Annotated in this window: 19 protein-coding genes; 14 read left to right on the top strand and 5 right to left on the bottom strand. The window is 58.9% G+C overall.

Annotated features, from left to right (window positions below; genetic code table 11):
* Positions 1 to 8 precede the first annotated feature (8 nt).
* Entirely contained in the window at positions 9 to 443 is a 435-nt protein-coding gene (gene dksA / locus AU074_RS04730) for an RNA polymerase-binding protein DksA (protein WP_010174401.1), read from the bottom strand.
* A gap of 321 nt (positions 444 to 764) precedes the next feature.
* Here dksA and AU074_RS04725 point away from each other — a divergent pair, with 321 nt between their 5' ends.
* The gene (locus tag AU074_RS04725) at positions 765 to 1,937 is read left to right on the top strand and encodes a pyridoxal phosphate-dependent aminotransferase (protein WP_076013737.1); all 1,173 of its coding nucleotides are present in this window, start codon (positions 765 to 767) and stop codon (positions 1,935 to 1,937) included.
* Positions 1,937 to 2,650, top strand: a complete 714-nt coding sequence (gene sfsA, locus AU074_RS04720; protein WP_076013736.1) for a DNA/RNA nuclease SfsA — start codon at positions 1,937 to 1,939, stop codon at positions 2,648 to 2,650. Before AU074_RS04725 ends, sfsA begins: the two co-directional genes overlap by 1 nt.
* Here the strand turns inward: sfsA and AU074_RS04715 are convergent.
* Positions 2,647 to 2,964: a Rieske (2Fe-2S) protein gene (locus tag AU074_RS04715; protein ID WP_076013735.1), complete on the bottom strand. Its 318-nt coding sequence runs from the start codon at positions 2,962 to 2,964 to the stop codon at positions 2,647 to 2,649. The genes sfsA and AU074_RS04715 overlap by 4 nt on opposite strands.
* A gap of 206 nt (positions 2,965 to 3,170) precedes the next feature.
* Here AU074_RS04715 and AU074_RS04710 point away from each other — a divergent pair, with 206 nt between their 5' ends.
* The 3 genes from AU074_RS04710 to AU074_RS04700 are packed head-to-tail and all read left to right on the top strand — an operon-like array spanning position 3,171 to position 5,850.
* Positions 3,171 to 4,049 (top strand): hemin ABC transporter substrate-binding protein, encoded by an 879-nt coding sequence (locus AU074_RS04710; RefSeq protein WP_076013734.1) that lies wholly within the window; start codon positions 3,171 to 3,173, stop codon positions 4,047 to 4,049.
* Positions 4,046 to 5,083, top strand: coding sequence for an iron ABC transporter permease (locus AU074_RS04705; RefSeq protein WP_076013733.1), 1,038 nt, complete (start codon positions 4,046 to 4,048; stop codon positions 5,081 to 5,083). The genes AU074_RS04710 and AU074_RS04705 overlap by 4 nt, the downstream gene beginning before the upstream one ends.
* The gene (locus AU074_RS04700; protein ID WP_076013732.1) at positions 5,083 to 5,850 is read left to right on the top strand and encodes a heme ABC transporter ATP-binding protein; all 768 of its coding nucleotides are present in this window, start codon (positions 5,083 to 5,085) and stop codon (positions 5,848 to 5,850) included. The genes AU074_RS04705 and AU074_RS04700 overlap by 1 nt, the downstream gene beginning before the upstream one ends.
* Positions 5,851 to 6,098: 248 nt before the next feature.
* Here the strand turns inward: AU074_RS04700 and AU074_RS04695 are convergent, their stop codons facing one another.
* The 3 genes from AU074_RS04695 to AU074_RS04685 all read right to left on the bottom strand — a co-directional run bounded on the left by AU074_RS04695 (position 6,099) and on the right by AU074_RS04685 (position 8,567).
* Entirely contained in the window at positions 6,099 to 6,371 is a 273-nt protein-coding gene (locus AU074_RS04695) for a TfoX/Sxy family protein (RefSeq protein ID WP_010174414.1), read from the bottom strand.
* Between the two features lie 200 nt (positions 6,372 to 6,571).
* Positions 6,572 to 6,916 carry a pentapeptide repeat-containing protein gene (locus tag AU074_RS04690; RefSeq protein WP_076013731.1) on the bottom strand — a complete coding sequence of 115 codons (345 nt, stop codon included), beginning with the start codon at positions 6,914 to 6,916 and terminating at the stop codon, positions 6,572 to 6,574.
* Positions 6,917 to 7,010: 94 nt separating this feature from the next.
* Complete coding sequence (locus tag AU074_RS04685; protein ID WP_076013730.1) at positions 7,011 to 8,567, bottom strand: bifunctional aminoglycoside phosphotransferase/ATP-binding protein; 1,557 nt, start codon at positions 8,565 to 8,567, stop codon at positions 7,011 to 7,013.
* Between the two features lie 118 nt (positions 8,568 to 8,685).
* On the opposite strand from AU074_RS04685, the gene mrcB reads away from it, so the two are divergent.
* The 9 genes from mrcB to msrQ all read left to right on the top strand — a co-directional run bounded on the left by mrcB (position 8,686) and on the right by msrQ (position 18,502).
* Positions 8,686 to 11,010 (top strand): penicillin-binding protein 1B, encoded by a 2,325-nt coding sequence (mrcB, locus tag AU074_RS04680; protein WP_076013729.1) that lies wholly within the window; start codon positions 8,686 to 8,688, stop codon positions 11,008 to 11,010.
* A gap of 16 nt (positions 11,011 to 11,026) precedes the next feature.
* Positions 11,027 to 11,761 (top strand): M48 family metallopeptidase, encoded by a 735-nt coding sequence (locus AU074_RS04675; RefSeq protein ID WP_076013728.1) that lies wholly within the window; start codon positions 11,027 to 11,029, stop codon positions 11,759 to 11,761.
* Positions 11,761 to 12,090: a YqcC family protein gene (locus AU074_RS04670; RefSeq protein ID WP_003212129.1), complete on the top strand. Its 330-nt coding sequence runs from the start codon at positions 11,761 to 11,763 to the stop codon at positions 12,088 to 12,090. The genes AU074_RS04675 and AU074_RS04670 overlap by 1 nt, the downstream gene beginning before the upstream one ends.
* Positions 12,091 to 12,521: 431 nt before the next feature.
* Positions 12,522 to 14,246, top strand: coding sequence for an acetolactate synthase 3 large subunit (locus AU074_RS04665; protein WP_076013832.1), 1,725 nt, complete (start codon positions 12,522 to 12,524; stop codon positions 14,244 to 14,246).
* 2 nt (positions 14,247 to 14,248) lie between these two features.
* A complete protein-coding gene (ilvN, locus tag AU074_RS04660; protein WP_003176102.1) occupies positions 14,249 to 14,740 on the top strand; it encodes an acetolactate synthase small subunit in 492 nt (163 codons plus the stop codon).
* 46 nt (positions 14,741 to 14,786) lie between these two features.
* Positions 14,787 to 15,803: a ketol-acid reductoisomerase gene (gene ilvC / locus AU074_RS04655; RefSeq protein WP_007948647.1), complete on the top strand. Its 1,017-nt coding sequence runs from the start codon at positions 14,787 to 14,789 to the stop codon at positions 15,801 to 15,803.
* A gap of 144 nt (positions 15,804 to 15,947) precedes the next feature.
* Positions 15,948 to 16,805, top strand: a complete 858-nt coding sequence (gene pssA, locus AU074_RS04650) for a CDP-diacylglycerol--serine O-phosphatidyltransferase (protein ID WP_003212123.1) — start codon at positions 15,948 to 15,950, stop codon at positions 16,803 to 16,805.
* 63 nt (positions 16,806 to 16,868) lie between these two features.
* Positions 16,869 to 17,882 (top strand): protein-methionine-sulfoxide reductase catalytic subunit MsrP, encoded by a 1,014-nt coding sequence (gene msrP / locus AU074_RS04645; RefSeq protein WP_076013727.1) that lies wholly within the window; start codon positions 16,869 to 16,871, stop codon positions 17,880 to 17,882.
* Positions 17,882 to 18,502, top strand: a complete 621-nt coding sequence (gene msrQ, locus AU074_RS04640; protein ID WP_076013726.1) for a protein-methionine-sulfoxide reductase heme-binding subunit MsrQ — start codon at positions 17,882 to 17,884, stop codon at positions 18,500 to 18,502. Before msrP ends, msrQ begins: the two co-directional genes overlap by 1 nt.
* Positions 18,503 to 19,060: the final 558 nt, after the last annotated feature.

Raw genomic sequence — 19,060 nt, 5'->3', positions numbered from 1 at the left:
GGCGGTGATTACTTGCCGACCTGTTTTTCCTTGATTTCAGCCAAGGTCTTGCAGTCCACGCACAAGTCGGCGGTAGGACGCGCTTCCAGGCGGCGAATACCAATCTCGACGCCGCAGGACTCGCACCAGCCATACTCTTCGTCTTCGATGAGTTGCAGGGTTTTGTCGATTTTCTTGATCAGCTTGCGCTCGCGATCACGGGCGCGCAGTTCAAGGGCGAACTCTTCTTCCTGGCTGGCACGGTCTGCCGGGTCCGGGAAGTTGGCCGCTTCGTCCTTCATATGGTCAACGGTACGGTCAACCTCTTGCATCAAGTCCTGTTTCCACTGTTTCAGGATCTTGGAGAAGTGTTCGCGCATGGGCTTGCCCATGTATTCCTCACCCTTCGATTCGACGTAGGGTTGGAAGCCGCTGATGCTCTGTTGCTTTGCTTGGGTGGGCATGAATGGACCGCCTCTCACTCTTCTAATCCATTGCGCAGGATTGCAACATCACCGACACCTGCCGGCCCTGCGGCTGCAAGCGGGCGAACTTACCAGATAGATTCAGGGTGCGCCACTCCCGGTTGTCGAGGCACCTTCTCTTGAGGGTTGAAAACCGCCGCAGGCCCCAGCAGGGCGGGCTTGTACGGTCTCAAATGTTGATTTTAGCTGTTTTACAGGTAGTTGCTCGCCGTGCTTGCTACATGGCTTCGGGCAATAGAGCAGGTTTTGCGCGGCGGGTTGGGTAGAATCAGGGTTTGTCCTCACAGTTAAGGAAGGCTAATGGCTCAGCCCTACAGTGCGCGCAGTCGCGCTATCGAACCTTTCCATGTCATGGCGTTGCTGGCGCGGGCCAATGAATTGCAGGCCGCCGGTCACGACGTGATTCACCTGGAAATCGGCGAGCCGGACTTCACCACCGCCGAGCCCATCATCAAGGCCGGGCAGGCGGCGCTGGCCAATGGCAAGACCCGCTATACCGCGGCCCGTGGGCTGCCGGAGTTGCGTGAGGCTATCAGCGGTTTCTACAAGCAGCGCTACGGGCTGGATATCGACCCTGAGCGAATTTTGATCACCCCGGGTGGCTCAGGTGCCCTGCTGCTGGCGAGCAGTTTGCTGGTGGATCCCGGCAAGCACTGGCTGCTGGCAGACCCCGGTTACCCGTGCAACCGCCACTTCCTGCGCCTGGTGGAAGGCGCGGCGCAATTGGTCCCGGTCGGCCCCGACGTGCGTTATCAACTGACCGCCGACCTGGTGGCTCGTCACTGGGATCAGGACAGCGTGGGCGCGTTGGTCGCTTCGCCTGCCAACCCTACCGGCACCATCTTGACGCGGGAAGAATTGGCCGGACTGTCGAGCGCCATCAAGGCGCGCAATGGGCATTTGGTGGTGGATGAGATCTATCACGGCCTGACCTACGGCACCGATGCCGCCAGCGTGCTGGAAGTCGACGATGAAGCCTTCGTTCTAAATAGTTTTTCGAAGTATTTCGGAATGACCGGCTGGCGGCTGGGCTGGCTGGTGGCGCCGCCGGCTGCTGTGGGCGAACTGGAAAAGCTCGCGCAGAATCTCTACATCAGCGCACCGAGCATGGCCCAGCATGCGGCCCTGGCTTGCTTTACCCCGGAAACCTTGAACATTCTTGAAGACCGTCGGGCCGAGTTTGGTCGTCGTCGCGATTTCCTGCTGCCAGCCCTGCGGGAGCTTGGCTTCGGCATCGCCGTTGAACCGGAAGGCGCGTTCTATTTGTATGCCGATATCAGCGCATTCGGCGGTGATGCCTTCGCTTTCTGCCGCCACTTCCTTGAAACCGAACATGTCGCCTTCACCCCGGGCCTGGATTTCGGTCGCTATCAAGCCGGTCACCATGTGCGTTTTGCCTACACACAAAACCTTGATCGCCTACAGGAAGCCGTTGAACGGATTGCCCGTGGCTTGCGGATTTGGCAAGGCTGATGCGCTTTAATCCTCCCCTCGAAGAAGGCCGGCTGATCCGCCGCTACAAGCGTTTTCTCGCTGATATCGAAACCGTTACCGGCGAGTTCCTGACCATTCACTGCCCGAACACCGGCTCGATGTTCAACTGCATGGTGGAAGGTGGCCAAGTCTGGTTCAGCCGCTCCAATGACCCCAAGCGCAAGCTGCCCGGCACCTGGGAAATCAGCGAAACCCCGCAGGGGCGCCTGGCGTGTGTGAATACCGCGCGGGCCAATCAGTTGGTGGAAGAGGCGCTGCGGGCCGGGGTTATCACCGAGCTCAACGGCTTTACCGCGCTGAAGCGCGAAGTAGCCTACGGCCAGGAAAACAGCCGGATCGATTTCCGTCTGGATTACCCAACGGGCCCAGCGTATGTCGAAGTCAAAAGTGTCACTCTCGGGTTTGATGAGACTTCGACAGCGGCGTTTCCCGATGCCGTCACCCAGCGCGGGGCCAAGCATTTGCGGGAACTGGCGCATCTGGCGCGTGAGGGTGTGCGGGCGGTGCAGTTGTATTGCGTCAACCTCTCGGGGATTGATGCGGTGCGTCCTGCCGAAGAAATTGATGCCGCTTATGCGGCTGCATTGCGTGAGGCCAAGGCGGCGGGCGTCGAGGTGCTGGCCTATGGCGTGCGGGTGACGTCAGAGGAAATCTGCGTCGACCGTCGCCTGGAAGTATTGCTCGGCGATTAGAGTTGCACCCATAGGCCCTGTTCGTCCTCACGGCCGGGCAGGGCTGTCAGGCTCTGGCCGGCGCAAGGCCCGGCGACGCACTCACCGCTCTCGATCAGGAACAGCGCGCCGTGGGTGGCGCACTGGATCAGGCTCGCGCTCGGGTCCAGAAACTGGTGCGGCTGCCATTCCAGCGGCACCCCGCGATGTGGGCAACGGTTGATATAGAAGTAGGCAATGCCTTCGCGGCGCACGGCAAACAGCTTGCGGCCGTCGATATCGAAACCGCGGCTGGCGTTGGGTGCGAGTTCGCTGGAGGCGCAGAGAAACTTCATATCGGTCCTTAAGTGCCGCCGTTTGCGGGCTGCAAGGCTATCCTGATTTGGCCGAAGAGCCCGGCGCTTGACGTGCAAATGCAAACAATTATCAAATGCCGGCTTCGCCCGTTAGCTGACTGGGCGCTCTGTACGATGTCGGGCAGCCTTGATCTGTCACATTGCGAGTGTTTCAGCGGGCTCACCCCTTGGAAGGAAACCCTTTTATGCGCCTGAGTGCCAGTGCTATCGCGCTCGTTGTCGGACTGCTGGTCAACGCTGGGGCCCAGGCCTCTGAACTGCCACAACGTTGGGTCAGCGCCGGTGGTGCGTTGTCGGAATGGGTAACGGCCCTGGGCGGTGAGTCAAAGCTGGTGGGTGTGGATACCACCAGCCAGCATCCAGAATCCCTCAAGGCGTTACCGAGTATTGGATACCAGCGTCAGTTGTCGGCAGAGGGCATTCTGAGCCTGCGCCCGCAAATCCTGGTCGGCACCGAGGAAATGGGCCCGCCGCCGGTATTGGCGCAAATCCGCAATGCTGGTGTGAAAGTGGAGCTGTTTTCGGCCGAGCCGGATCTGCCGACGCTGCAGGGTAACCTTCAGCATTTGGGCAAGTTGCTGGGCAACGAAGCGAAGGCTGCGGAGCTGTTCGGCGACTATCAGCAACAACTGGATCAACAAAAGAACTGGGTGACCAAGGTCCAGACCACGCAAAAAGCACCTGGAGTGTTGTTGCTGCTGGGGCATGCCGGCGGCAAACCGCTGATTGCGGGTAAAGACACGGCGGCTGACTGGATGTTGCAGCAGGCCGGCGGCCATAACTTGGCGACCCACAATGGATACAAACCGTTTTCCGTGGAGTCCCTGGCGGGTCTCAATCCTGAAGTGCTGGTGTTTGCCGATCGTGCCCTGACGGGCGATGCGGCCCGCGCCGCGCTGTTCAAGGAGAACCCGATCCTGGCTTCGACACCGGCGGCCAGGAATGGACGCGTCTATGAACTGGACCCGACGCTGCTGGTGGGCGGGCTTGGGCCGCGCTTGCCGCAAAGCCTGGTGAAGTTGTCCGCCGGGTTCTATCCGTCCCAGGCTAAAACCGCCCCATGACCACTCTGGTTAAACCGCGCGCCCTGTTTATCGGCTTGAGTCTGCTGTGCGTATTGGCGATCTGGCTGTCATTGGCCCTGGGGCCGGTCAGCTTGCCGTTGATGGACACACTCCGCGCGGCGTTGCGCTTGTTGGGTGTGCCCATCGACGCGCACGGCCTGGAGCAGGCGGAGTTGATCCTCGGGCAGATTCGCCTGCCGCGCACGTTACTGGGCTTGGCCGTTGGCGGAGTTCTGGCACTTTCCGGCGTTGCAATGCAGGGGCTGTTTCGTAATCCCTTGGCCGATCCCGGGTTGGTCGGGGTTTCCAGCGGTGCAGCGTTGGGCGCGGCGATTGCGATTGTCGGTGGTTCGTTTTTTGGCGGTTTGTCGGATGCCCTCGGGCCGTATCTGCTGTCGTTGTGTGCCTTCCTCGGTGGTTTGGGGGTGACGGCGCTGGTCTATCGCCTGGGGCGGCGCAACGGCCAAACCAATGTCGCGACCATGTTGCTGGCGGGTATCGCCCTGACGGCGCTCGCCAGTTCCGCGGTGGGCCTGTTCACCTACCTGGCAGATGACGCCACCTTGCGCACCCTGACGTTCTGGAACCTGGGCAGCCTGAATGGCGCCAGCTACTCGCGGTTATGGCCGCTGTTGTTGGTGAGCGCTGGCGTCGCCCTTTGGCTGCCGCGCCGGGCCAAGGCGCTGAATGCACTCCTGCTGGGTGAGTCGGAAGCCAGCCACTTGGGCATTAATGTTGAAGGCCTCAAGCGCGAGCTGGTGTTCTGCACCGCGCTGGGCGTGGGCGCCGCGGTGGCGGCGGCGGGGATGATCGGCTTTGTCGGGTTGGTGGTGCCGCATCTGGTGCGCCTGCTGGCGGGGCCCGATCATCGGGTGCTGCTGCCAGCCTCGGTGTTGGCGGGGGCGAGTTTGCTGTTGTTTGCCGATCTGGTGGCGCGCCTGGCCTTGGCGCCGGCGGAATTACCTATCGGCATTGTTACCGCGTTTATCGGTGCGCCGTTTTTTCTCTACCTGTTGTTACGAGGGCGCGCCTGATGCTGCGAGTAGAAGACCTGCAGATCCGCCGTGGGCGCAAAACCGTGTTGGCGGACGTCACCCTGGACCTGCTGCCAGGTGAAGTGCTTGGCGTGTTGGGCCCCAACGGTGCGGGAAAAAGTACATTACTCGGTGCGTTATGCGGCGAGTTGCAGCCCGACCAGGGCCGTGTGTGGCTGGACCAGCGCGAGTTGAAGGACTGGGGCGGAGCGCAGCGTGCCCAGCGCTTGGCGGTGTTGCCGCAGACCTCGACCCTGGACTTTGCCTTTCGCGTCGAAGAGGTTGTGGGCATGGGGCGCTTGCCCCATCAGACCGGCCGGGTGCGTGACGATGAAATCATCAACGCCGCCTTACAGGCTGCCGACGTCGGCCACTTGAGCGGGCGCAGCTACTTGGCGTTGTCGGGCGGCGAGCGGCAGCGTGTGCACCTCGCACGAGTGCTGGCGCAGCTCTGGCCAGGTGAGGCGGGGCAGACCTTGTTGCTGGATGAGCCGACGTCGATGCTTGATCCGCTGCACCAGCACACGACCTTGCAGGCGATCCGCACCTTTGCCGACCGTGGTGCTGCGGTACTGGTGATTCTTCACGACCTGAATCTGGCGGCGCGCTACTGTGATCGCATCCTGTTGCTGGAGGATGGGCGGCCCCATGCGTTGGATACACCTGTGCAGGTGCTGCGGCCTGAGCCGCTGAAGGCGGTATTCGGGTTGGATGTGTTGGTGCAGCCGCATCCGGAGCGCGGCCATCCGTTGATCATTGCACGCTGAAATCGCCGCAGTTTTTCATAGGCAAAAAAAGACCCGGCAAGAGCCGGGTCAAATAACCGTGATTAGCCTGATGAGGAGATAATCTGAGAGTCCGAACCAATGGTCTTTCAGTTATCGGCTGATCTCGCGACCAGTTGTGATAATCATAACGATTCTCATTTAAGAGTCAACATTTGTTTTTGCGACCTTTTCGAATTTCCTCAAACATTCGTTTGGAACCCCCTGAAACGTGGGGGCAAGTTGCCGTCTCAATTCTTTTGGCGTGCCGATAGAGCGTCCAGCTGACGGTTTAAAGCCTCCTTGCGTTCAACGGGAATGTCATTCCAGTGCACATCCATCAGCGCGCCTTCAATGGCGTACAGCAATACCTTGGATGCCCTGAAGCCACGGGTGCGTACGGCACGGTACGCGTCTACTGCCCCCAGACGGCGTAAGTCGGACGCACTGTGGATGCCCACCGCATGCAGCCATTGCGCCGACGTCTTGCCAAGGTTTTTCAGGTGTTGCAGCTCATCATTCATCAAGCCTCCTTGCGACGGCCGAATGGTTCGGTGGGTATCGTGACCAGGCAAGCCTGAAAGGAGTGTAGCGCTCAGTAGGAAAAGCGTAGTTCTTTGGTCGGCAACGACCTAAAGCTTCTAAGGCAGGCGGGGATTTTGGCGTAGGAAAGGGTGAAGCTCCCGGTACGCCTTGGGCGTAGCCGGGAGGCGATACAGCGGTTTTACCGTGTACGGTAGCGCAAGCGCGTGCCGAAATTGACGGACATCAGGATCTCGTCAGCGCTCAGCTCAGGGGGGAAATAAGTGCCGGAAATCTGGGCATGCGCCAGGCTCGCGCCTTCCAGTGGGCAGTCGCGTAAATCCAGGCCGCGCAAGTCGGCGGAGCGGAAATAAGCGTCGGTGAAATCTACGCCCTCGGCATTCAGGTCGCGCAGGTCCAGGCCGCGAAAGTCCCCGCCGCGCATATCGATCGGGCCGTCTTTCGGACGCTCCTGGTTGAAGCCGCGGATGTCATCTTTATGCAGAAGCGCGTACAGCGGGGTATCAAGTAGCTTCGGATGGCTCACAATGGCGACTCCCGTGTTGGAATTATGACGCCATTATAGTGCCACTATTACTCGGCCGTGAGCCCCGGAAGGCTACACGACCAAGAAATATTTCTTACAGGCCCGGCAGGCGCTGGCGGATATGTGCCACCAATGCGTCCAGGGTACCGCTTTCATTGGTTTCCACGCGTTTGCTCAGCAGTAGCTCTTCAGCGCTGAGTGGGTCGCGGGTGGCCTGCTGCTCTTCGATGATGGTCAGGGTGGCGTCGGACGGATCATTTTTGTCCGCCTGACGCTGTGCCAGCCAAGCGGCGATAACAGCCTGTGGCGCATTGCAGTCGAGGATCAGGAACGGTGCGCCGGTGGCCTCGGCGATCTTGGCTGCAGCGTCGCGTTGTTCACGCTTGAGGAAGGTCGCGTCCAGTACCACCGGGAAACCGGCGCGCAGCACGGTGTCGGCGACCTCGTTCAAGCGCGTATAGGTGGCGGCGCTGGCGTCTGCGGCGTAGATCCCGGCCTGTGGCGTGTTCTCGACCTTCTGCTCACCGAACAGGCGCTTGCGCTCTACGTCTGAACGCAGGCGAATCGCTCCCAATGCTTCTACGAGGCGCATGGATACATGGCTTTTGCCAACGGCCGATACGCCGTGGGTGATGGCCAGGAAGCGCGATGGGATAGTGCTGTAGCTTTCCGCGAGGTTGGCGTAGTTGCGGTATTGGCGCAGGGTGGTAGCACGCTGCACCGCGTCCGCCTCGGACGGCATGCTGAACAGCGCGACCTTGGCGCGCACCAGGGCGCGGTAGGCTTTATAGAAGTTCAGCACCTCCAAGCCTTGATAGTCGCCGGTCAGCTCCAGGTACTGGCTGATGAAGCGTCGCGCCAGGCTCTTGAGGCCACGGTCTTCCAGGTCCATCGCCAGGAAGCCGGTGTCGGCATACACGTCGGTGAAGCGGAATGGCTCGTTGAACTCGATGCAGTCGAAGATCACCACGTGGCCATCAATCATCGTGGCGTTACCCAAGTGGATATCACCGTGGCATTCGCGGGTGAAGCCGTTGAGCTTGCGTTGTTCGAACAGGGGCTTTAGGCGCTCGAAGCTGCTTTCGGCCCAGGCCTGCAAGGCATCCAGTTGCGCCAGATCGGCCTTGTCGCTGAGGAACGGGCGGATCTGCTCGAAGTTCTGCAGCACCGGCGCCATGACGTCGTGCGGGGTGCCGGCGGAGTGGGTGGCCGGGACTTTCGGGGCGTTCAGGTGAAAGTGCGCGATCTGCCTGGCCATTTCGTCGATGTGCGCGTGGGTCAGTTCACCGTTGGCTTGCAAGGTACTGAGCAGCTGGCTCTGCGGAAACTGGCGCATTTTCAGCACATAGTCGATCACCGGGCCGTCGCCATCCAATTGTGGTGCTTCGGCGCTGCCGGTGATTGGCAACACTTCAAGATACAAATCATCGGTCAGGCGCTGGTTGAGGCGCAGCTCTTCATTGCAGAAGTGGCCGCGGGCTTCCAGGGTGGTGAAATCGAGAAAGCCGAAATTCACCGGCTTCTTCATCTTGTAGGCGTAGTCACCCGTGAGCAGGACCCAGGAAATATGGGTCTCGATGACTTGGAACTGATCCACCGGATGGGGAAACAGGGCCGGGTTTTGCAGGGCAGCAATCAGGGACTGGCTCACGGGCGATCCTTCAGAGTCTGGGAAAATTCATGGCGGGCATTATGGCGGCTACGGACGGTCATGCAAACCGCTGTCCGGCTCATGTTGGTCATCAATAAAGTGCGTATAATCCGCCGCCATGACTCGTACCCGATCTCCCCGTTCCCGTAAAAAACCTCCTTCCCGCGGCCTGCGCCCTTGGCTGGGCTGGGCGCTTAAGCTCGGCCTGGTAGGGCTTGTAGTGATCGCCGGCTTCGCGGTTTACCTCGATGCTGTGGTCCAGGAGAAGTTCTCCGGCAAGCGCTGGACCATTCCGGCCAAGGTATACGCGCGCCCGCTGGAACTGTTCACCGGCCAGAAGCTGAGCAAGGATGACTTCCTTACCGAACTCGATGCCTTGGGCTATCGCCGCGAACCCGTGAGCAATGGCCCCGGTGCCGCTGCCGTCTCCGGTAACACCGTCGACTTGAACACCCGCGGCTTCCAGTTCTATGAAGGCCTGGAAAAACCCCAGCCGGTGCGCGTGCGTTTCTCTGGCGACTATGTAGCCGAACTGTCCTCGCTCAACGGTTCGAAGCTGCCGGTGGTGCGCCTGGAACCCTTAATGATCGGTGGGATTTATCCGAAAAACCTGGAAGACCGCATCCTGATCAAGATCGATCAGGTGCCGCCTTACCTGCTGGATACCCTGATTGCCGTAGAAGACCGGGATTTCTACAGCCACTGGGGCGTATCACCGAAGTCCATCGCTCGCGCCGTTTGGGTCAATACCTCCGGCGGCAAGATGACCCAGGGCGGCAGTACGCTGACGCAACAATTGGTCAAGAACTTCTACCTGACCAACGAACGCAGCCTGACCCGTAAACTGACCGAAGCCATGATGGCGATGCTGCTGGAGCTGCATTACAGCAAGCAGGAAATTCTTGAGGCGTACCTCAATGAAGTGTTCGTCGGCCAGGACGGCCAGCGTGCGGTGCACGGTTTTGGTCTGGCCAGCCAGTTCTTCTTCGGCCAGCCGTTGTCCGAGTTGAAACTGCATCAAGTGGCGCTGCTGGTGGGCATGGTCAAGGGGCCGTCCTACTACAACCCGCGCCGTAACCCGGAGCGCGCGCTCGAACGGCGCAACCTGGTACTTGATGTACTTGAGCAGCAAGGCGTCGCCACTCCTGAACAAGTCGCTGCCGCGAAGAAAATGCCATTGGGTGTGACCACCCGCGGCAAGCTTGCCGACAGCTCATTCCCGGGCTTCATCGACCTGGTCAAACGCCAGCTGCGTGAAGACTACCGCGACGAAGACTTGACCGAGGAAGGCCTGCGGATCTTCACCAGTTTCGACCCGATCCTGCAGATGAAGGCTGAAGCTTCGGTCAATGACACCTTCAAACGCCTGGCAGGCCGTAAAGGCTCCGACGATGTCGAGGCCGCGATGGTGGTAACCAACCCGGAAACCGGTGAGGTCCAGGCCATGATCGGCAGTCGCCAGGCCAGCTTTGCCGGCTTCAACCGGGCGCTGGACGCGGTGCGGCCGATCGGCTCGCTGGTCAAACCGGCGGTATATCTGACTGCGTTGGAAAAACCGAGTAAGTACACGCTGACCAGTTGGCTGTCCGATGACCCGTTGTCGGTCAAAGGTGCCGATGGGCAGATGTGGACGCCGCATAACTTTGATCGTCGCTCCCACGGTACGATTTTCCTGTACCAGGGCTTGGCGCATTCCTACAACATCTCGACCTCCCGTCTTGGCCTTGAGCTGGGCGTGCCGAATGTTCTCAAGACACTTGGTCGGCTGGGCATCACTCGCGAGTTCCCGGCGTTCCCGTCGATGCTGCTGGGTGCGGGTGCGATGAGCCCGATGGAAGTGGCGACCATGTACCAGACCCTGGCCAACGGTGGTTTCAATACACCGATGCGCGGGATCCGTAGTGTGTTGACGGCTGAAGGCGAACCGCTCAAGCGTTATCCGTTCCAGATTCAGCAGCGCTTTGACCCGGCCTCGATCTACCTGATCCAGAACGCCATGCAGCGCGTTATGCGTGAAGGTACGGGGCGCTCGGCCTACAGCGTGTTGCCAGCCAACCTGACGCTGGCCGGCAAGAGCGGTACCAGTAACGATTCGCGGGACAGCTGGTTCGCAGGTTTCAGCCAGGACCTGCTGGCGGTGGTCTGGCTGGGGCGCGACGACAACGGCAAGACGCCGTTTACCGGTGCCACCGGCGCGTTGCAGGTGTGGACCAGTTTCATGAAGAAGGCCGATCCACTGCCGCTGAACATGCCGCAGCCGGACAATATCGTTCAGGCCTGGATCGATCCGCATACCGGACAGGGTTCCGATGCCAACTGTCCGGGCGCGGTGCAGATGCCGTATATTCGCGGCAGCGAACCGCCACCCGGTGCAGCGTGCGGTGCCAGTGCACCCGCGAGCGCTGAATCGGTGATGGATTGGGTCAAGGGCTGGATGAATTAAGCAAAGAGGGTTTCACGTGAACAAGTTGTTGATTCCAGCTATTACAGTTTTGGCATTGCTCGGTGGTTGCGCCAGCGTGGAGCGGGGTTCTATCCCGGTGGTGGATTCCAGTACAACGGTATCCAACAACGACCGGATCTCGGCCAATGGCGGCTTCCGTCAAACCGTCACCAACCGCCCAGCCCAGGCTAAGGCGCAAGCCGTGCCTCAGGATTCGGGCGTAGTGGTGATGATCCCGGGTGCTGGCGCAGCCACCTCGGCACCGATCAGTACTCAGTCGTGGACTCCAGGCCCGAGCACCTCGGGCCCGGCTGACTCTGCGCCGATTCAAACGGCGCCAATCAACCAGGGCACCTACAACATGCCGTCGACGCCAAGCGGGATTCCGTCCGCCAGCAGCGCCGGTGGCTTGTCGGCCGATGAGCAGCTGGACGGCCCGGTGCTGGCGTTGCTGACTACTGCCCAACAGCAGCAGTCTGGTGGCGACTTGAACGGCGCATCGTCGAGCCTCGAACGCGCCCAGCGCGTAGCGCCTCGCGAGCCACAAGTGCTTTACCGCCTGGCTCAGGTGCGCATGGCCCAAGGCGATGCTCCGCAAGCAGAACAATTTGCCCGCCGTGGCCTGACCCTGGCCAATGGCCGTCCTGATCTGCAGGCCAGCCTGTGGGGCTTGATCGGTGATGCCCGTGAGAAGCAGGGCGATGCCGCCGGCGCTGCCCAGGCTCGGCAAAAAGCCAAGGTAAGCCTCTGATGGATGCACGCTTTCCGGCGATTGCCGAACAGTTGTTGTTGATCGAGCGCGAACTGCGCTTGCAGGGCTGGTGGGACGAAGTGTCCCCCAGTGCTGAAGCCTTGAGCAGTGTTGAACCCTTTTCCGTCGACACCCTGGACTTCCACCAGTGGCTGCAATGGATTTTCCTGACACGGATGAAGCAGATCCTTGAGCAGGACCTGCCATTGCCCAATGCGTCGGGGATTCTGGAAATGGCCGAGATGGTTTACGCCGATCGTCCGCTCGAGAGCCTTGGCCTACGGACTGCGCTGAAAAAGTTCGATCAACTGATCGTCGACGCTCGTTAATTGCCTGGCTGCCGGTTTTTCCGGCAGTCTTGCGCATATTTCTACCGCTTTGCGCCATTCAGGCGAGTTTTATCCCTCCTCAAGCCGCTTTCTTCTACGTTCTCATGCGCTTAGTTGGAAAAAAGCGCAATTATTGCTTGACTTGGAGAGGCTGAAACAGAAGAATCCAAAGTCCGCTGTAGAGGGACTGCCAGAAGCAGACCCACTCAGCAGATCATGAGGCGCACACCCGCGCCGACCTGTTACACCCGCAACGCGTTACCTCGCGCTGGGTGGGAAAATCCCGCAACACTTGGGACGCTCCCAATACTTGCTCAGTCAGTGCTGACGTAGTCGGCGACCACCGTCGCTCATGCTCTGCTGAGAAGTAAACCTATTAAGACCCGTCGGTTTTTAACGGACGGTATTCTGGCGTTTTAGAGGTGAACAACGTGGAGCTTTTATCTGGCGGTGAGATGCTCGTCCGCTTTTTGCGTGACGAAGGCGTCGACTATATCTACGGGTACCCAGGCGGTGCTCTGCTGCATGTCTACGACGCACTGTTCAAGGAACCGGCTGTTACCCACATCCTGGTTCGCCACGAACAAGCTGCTACCCATATGGCTGACGGTTACGCCCGTGCCACCGGTAAAGCCGGTGTCGTGCTGGTGACTTCCGGCCCTGGCGCGACCAATGCCATTACCGGCATCGCGACGGCTTATATGGACTCCATCCCGATGGTGATCATTTCTGGCCAGGTGGCGAGCACCATGGTCGGTACCGATGCATTCCAGGAAACCGACATGATCGGTATCTCCCGGCCGATCGTGAAACACAGCTTCATGATCAAGCATGCCTCGGAAATCCCGGAAGTCATGAAGAAGGCCTTCTACCTCGCACAGTCCGGTCGCCCGGGTCCTGTGGTGGTCGATATCCCGAAAGACATGACCAACCCGGCGGAAAAATTCGAATACATCTTCCCGAAGAAAGCCAAGCTGCGTTCCTACAGCCCGGCTGTTCGCGGGCACTCGGGGCAAATCCGCAAGGCGGCAGAAATGCTGTTGGCGGCCAAGCGCCCGGTGCTCTACTCGGGTGGTGGCGTGATTCTGGGCGGCGGTTCTGCACCGCTGACCGAACTGGCCAAGATGCTTAACCTGCCAGTCACCAACACCTTGATGGGCCTCGGCGCATTCCCGGGTTCGGACCGTCAGTTCGTCGGCATGCTCGGCATGCACGGCAGCTACACCGCCAACCTGGCCATGCACCATGCTGACGTGATCCTCGCCGTCGGTGCGCGGTTCGATGACCGGGTGATCAACGGCGCGAGCAAGTTTTGCCCGAATGCAAAGATCATCCACATCGATATCGACCCGGCATCGATCTCCAAGACCATCAAGGCCGACGTGCCTATCGTAGGTCCTGTGGAAAGCGTGCTGACCGAAATGGTTGCTGCGCTCAAGGAAATCGGCGAAGCCCCGAACAAGGATTCCGTCGCCAGTTGGTGGAAGCAGATCGACGAGTGGCGTGGTGACCGCGGCCTGTTCCCTTACGACAAGGGCGACGGCAGCATAATCAAGCCGCAGACCGTGATCGAAACCCTGTGCGAAGTGACCAAGGGCGATGCCTTTGTGACCTCCGACGTGGGCCAGCACCAGATGTTCGCGGCGCAGTACTACAAGTTCGACAAGCCTAACCGCTGGATCAACTCCGGTGGCCTGGGCACGATGGGCTTTGGTTTCCCTGCGGCCATGGGTGTGAAGCTGAGCTTCCCGGATACCGATGTTGCTTGCGTCACCGGCGAAGGCAGTATCCAGATGAACATCCAGGAACTGTCGACCTGCCTGCAATATGGTCTGCCGGTGAAAATCGTCTGCCTGAACAACGGCGTACTGGGCATGGTTCGCCAGTGGCAGGACATGAGCTACGGCAGCCGTCACTCCCATTCCTACATGGAGTCTCTGCCGGACTTCGTCAAATTGGTTGAAGCCTATGGCCATGTCGGCATGCGCATCACCGATCTGAAGGATTTGAAGCCGATGATGGAAGAGGCGTTCGCCATGAAGGACCGCCTGGTGTTCCTCGATATTCAGGTCGACACCAGCGAGCACGTCTATCCGATGCAGATCAAAGACGGCTCCATGCGCGATATGTGGCTGAACAAGACGGAGCGTACCTAATCATGCGGCACATTATCTCCCTGCTTCTGGAGAACGAACCGGGCGCTCTGTCACGTGTGGTCGGACTGTTTTCGCAACGCAACTACAACATCGAAAGCCTGACCGTGGCGCCGACCGAAGACCCGACTTTGTCGCGTCTGACGTTGACCACCGTTGGTCATGATGAGGTGATCGAGCAGATCACCAAAAACCTCAACAAGCTGATCGAAGTGGTCAAGCTGGTCGACTTGTCGGAAAGTGCCCACATCGAGCGTGAACTGATGCTGGTCAAGGTCAAGGCAACGGGCGCCCAGCGCGCCGAGATCAAGCGCACTACCGATATTTATCGCGGGCAGATCGTCGATGTGAGCGCCAGCGTTTATACCGTTCAATTGACCGGTACAAGCGACAAGCTGGACAGCTTCATCCAGTCGATCGGGACGGCCTCGATTCTGGAAACTGTACGCAGTGGCGTCACCGGGATTGCTCGTGGCGACAAAGTACTCAGCATCTAACCCAATTAGTGAATGGCCTAACGGCCTGGATATATAGAGGAACCTCATGAAAGTTTATTACGAAAAAGATTGTGACCTGTCGATCATCCAGGGCAAAAAAGTCGCCATCATCGGCTACGGTTCCCAGGGCCACGCTCAAGCGTGCAACCTGAAAGATTCCGGCGTTGACGTGACTGTCGGTCTGCGCAAAGGCTCGGCCACTGTTGCCAAGGCTGAAGCTCACGGCCTGAAAGTAACTGACGTTGCTTCTGCTGTTGCTGCTGCCGACCTGGTCATGATCCTGACCCCGGACGAGTTCCAGTCCGCGCTGTACAAGAACGAAATCGAGCCGAACATCAAGAAGGGCGCCACCCTGGCCTTCTCCCACGGCTTCGCGATCCACTACAACCAGGTTGTGCCGCGCGCTGACCTCGACGTGATCATGATCGCGCCGAAAGCACCGGGCCACACCGTGCGTTCCGAGTTCGTCAAAGGCGGCGGCATCCCTGACCTGATCGCGATCTACCAGGACGCCTCGGGCAACGCCAAAAACGTTGCACTGTCCTACGCCGCTGGCGTTGGTGGCGGTCGTACCGGCATCATCGAAACCACCTTCAAGGACGAGACTGAGACCGACCTGTTCGGCGAGCAAGCCGTTCTGTGCGGCGGTACCGTTGAACTGGTTAAAGCCGGTTTCGAAACCCTGGTTGAAGCTGGCTACGCGCCAGAAATGGCCTACTTCGAATGCCTGCACGAACTGAAGCTGATCGTTGACCTCATGTACGAAGGCGGTATCGCCAACATGAACTACTCGATCTCCAACAACGCCGAATACGGCGAGTACGTGACTGGCCCGGAAGTGATCAACGCCGAGTCCCGTCAGGCCATGCGCAACGCCCTGAAACGTATTCAGGACGGCGAATACGCCAAAATGTTCATCAGCGAAGGTGCAACCGGCTACCCTTCGATGACCGCCAAGCGTCGTAACAACGCCGCTCACGGTATCGAAATCATCGGCGAGCAACTGCGCTCCATGATGCCGTGGATCGGTGCCAACAAGATCGTCGACAAAGCCAAAAACTAAGTCGTACGTATCAAGGGAAAACGCGGCTTAGGCCGCGTTTTTTCGTTTGCGGGGCAGGTTCTGGTATAAAGCTGCATCGTTTGCGGGCGAACACTCGCCGCAAGTTTCTGTCGAAATTTTTCACACCGTTGCAAGGTAAAGTCCATGAGCGAACGTCCCGAAGAGCCAAACCAGGCCTCTGACGCCGAAAGCCTGCTACCGATCGATGAACATGTCGAAGAGGGGCACGATGCTGAAGGCCGTAAAGTCCGGCATCGTGGCATCTATCTTCTGCCCAATCTGTTTACCACTGCGAACCTGTTCGCGGGGTTCTACTCCATCATCAATTCCATGAGTGCCCAGAGTGCATTGGCGGCCGGCGATGCTGCCGGGGCCAGCAAGTATTTTGGTTTCGCCGCGATTGCGATCTTCGTCGCCATGGTCCTTGATGGCCTGGATGGGCGCGTGGCACGCATGACCAATACCCAGAGTGCCTTCGGCGCCGAGTATGACTCGCTGTCAGACATGGTTGCCTTTGGTGTGGCGCCGGCGTTGCTTGCATTCGCCTGGGCGCTGGGTGACATGGGCAAAGTCGGCTGGATGGTCGCCTTCATCTATGTGGCTGGCGCGGCATTGCGTCTGGCGCGGTTCAATACCCAGGTAGGGACTGCCGACAAGCGCTACTTCATTGGCTTGGCCAGTCCGGCTGCGGCGGGTGTGGTAGCCGGTATTGTCTGGGCATTCAGCGACTACGGTATCCAGGGCTCGAAGATGTCATTCCTGGTGGCCTTGATGGTTGCGGCGGCCGGCATGCTGATGGTCAGCAACATCAAGTACAACAGCTTCAAGGAGCTGGACCTCAAGGGGCGCGTGCCATTTGTGGCCATCCTGGCGGTGGTGCTGGTGTTCGCCGTGGTCTTCAGTGACCCGCCGCGAATCCTGCTGTTGGCGTTCCTTGTCTATGCCGCGTCGGGCCCGGTGCAGTATTTGCTGCATCTTCGTCAGCGCAAAACGTTGCCTTAATGTAATTTCCCCCATACTCCGCAGTCTATTGGTGCATCTGTCCTCCAAAGCTGCGGAGTTGCCATGTTAATCAAGTTCCCCAAAGCGTCTGATTGCCAAGAATCGGACGTCACGCCTGAATCCCTCTATTTCTCCCGTCGCAGCTTGCTCGGTGGTGCGCTTGCCGGCCTGGCTGCCAGCAGCCTGCCGCGTTGGGCCAGTGCGGATGATGCTGCGCGTTACGCGGATGTTGAGCCGGGCAAGGCGCCCGGATGGTTTGCCGAAAAGCTGCCGGGTACGAAATGGCAGGCGGTCACCGTCAAGGACGAGGCGATCACTCCGTTCAAGGATGCGACCCACTACAACAACTTCTATGAGTTTGGTACGGACAAGGGTGATCCGGCGGCGAATGCCGGGTCTCTGAAGACTGAACCGTGGAGCGTGGTGATTGATGGCGAGGTCGCCAAGCCCGGGCGTTACGCGCTTGAAGACTTCATGAAGCCGTATCAGTTGGAAGAGCGAATCTATCGACTGCGCTGCGTAGAGGCGTGGTCGATGGTCATTCCGTGGATAGGTTTCCCTATTTCGGAATTGCTCAAGCACGTCGAGCCGACGTCCAAGGCCAAATACATCCGCTTTGAAACCCTGCAGGATCCCAAGAGCATGCCGGGGCAGCGGTCTAACTTCGCTTTGATCGACTGGCCTTATGTAGAAGGGTTACGACTGGATGAGGCGATGAATCCCCTGGCGATCCTGGCGGTAGGTATGTATGGGCGGGAGTTGCCAAATCAGAATGGTGCCCCGTTGCGGTTGGTGGTGCCATGGAAGTATGGATTCAAGAGCGTGAAGTCGATCGTGCGCATCAGTCTCGTCAGCGAACAGCCGAAAACCACCTGGCAAAGCATTGCGGCGAGTGAGTATGGGTTTTATGCGAACGTGAATCCTACCGTCGACCACCCTCGCTGGACTCAGGCGCGGGAGCGGCGTTTGCCCAGTGGGCTGTTCAGTCCCAATGTGCGTGAGACGCAAATGTTCAACGGCTACGCCGATGAAGTCGCCTCTCTATATACGGGCCTTGATCTGCGGAAGAGCTATTGATGCGCTACCCGGTTTGGCGCATCAGCGTCTTTATAGCAGCGGCGGTGTGGCCGCTGTTCTGGTTGTACGAGGCCTGGAGTTTTGCTCTGGGGCCTGACCCGGGGAAGGTGCTGATGGATCGGCTCGGGCTTGGGACCTTAATTTTGCTGCTGGTCACTCTGGGCATGACGCCCCTGCAGAAGCTCAGTGGTTGGGCGGGGTGGATTGCTGTGCGGCGGCAGCTGGGGCTGTGGTGCTTTGCGTATGTGGTTTTGCATCTTGCGGCTTACTGCATCTTCATCCTGGGCCTTGATTGGTCGCAGTTGGGCGTCGAGCTGCAGAAGCGGCCTTACATTATCGTCGGTGCCTTGGGGTTCCTTTCTTTATTAGTGCTCGCAGTCACGTCCAACCGCTACAGCCAGCGGCGGCTTGGTACGCGCTGGAAGAAGCTGCATCGCTTGGTTTACGTGATTCTCGGGCTTGGACTGCTGCACATGTTGTGGATCGTACGGGCAGATCTGAAGGAGTGGGCTATCTATGCATCTATTGGAGCGCTGCTTCTAGTCCTGCGTGTACCACCTGTAATGCGCAGGATTCCCCGTCTTATTGCTAAAAAACCATCTTCTGCAACAAAAGCGTAATTAACCCTTGACGGCAGATTCTGGAAGTCTATAATTCGCCCCACTTCCGGCGCAGTCGAAACGGAAAACTCCTTGGTAAACAAAGAGTTATGTTGGTTTCGACAGCGGGCTGCTTCAGATCATCGAAGCCCAGAAGGAGTTAATAAGGCAGTGTTGTTTAGCCCTATTAACGGTTCGATCTTCTCGGTCGAAAGCGGAGAAAAAGAGGTGTTGACAGCAGCGTGTAACGCTGTAGAATTCGCCTCCCGCTAACGAGAGATCGGAAGCGCAAGTGGTTGAAGTTACAAAGGAAACTTTGAAARCTTCTTAAAAAAAACCGCTTGACAGCAACAGAGGCTGCTGTAGAATGCGCGCCTCGGTTGAGACGAAAGATCTTAACCAACCGCTCTTTAACAACTGAATCAAGCAATTCGTGTGGGTGCTTGTGGAGTCAGACTGATAGTCAACAAGATTATCAGCATCACAAGTTACTCCGCGAGAAATCAAAGATGTAACCAACGATTGCTGAGCCAAGTTTAGGGTTTCTTAAAAACCCAAAGATGTTTGAACTGAAGAGTT

It is taken from the genome of Pseudomonas sp. ATCC PTA-122608 (assembly GCF_001952855.1).
GTDB lineage: Bacteria > Pseudomonadota > Gammaproteobacteria > Pseudomonadales > Pseudomonadaceae > Aquipseudomonas.
Note: the sequence above shows the minus strand (reverse complement) of the source record. Positions and strands in the feature narration are given on the sequence as shown.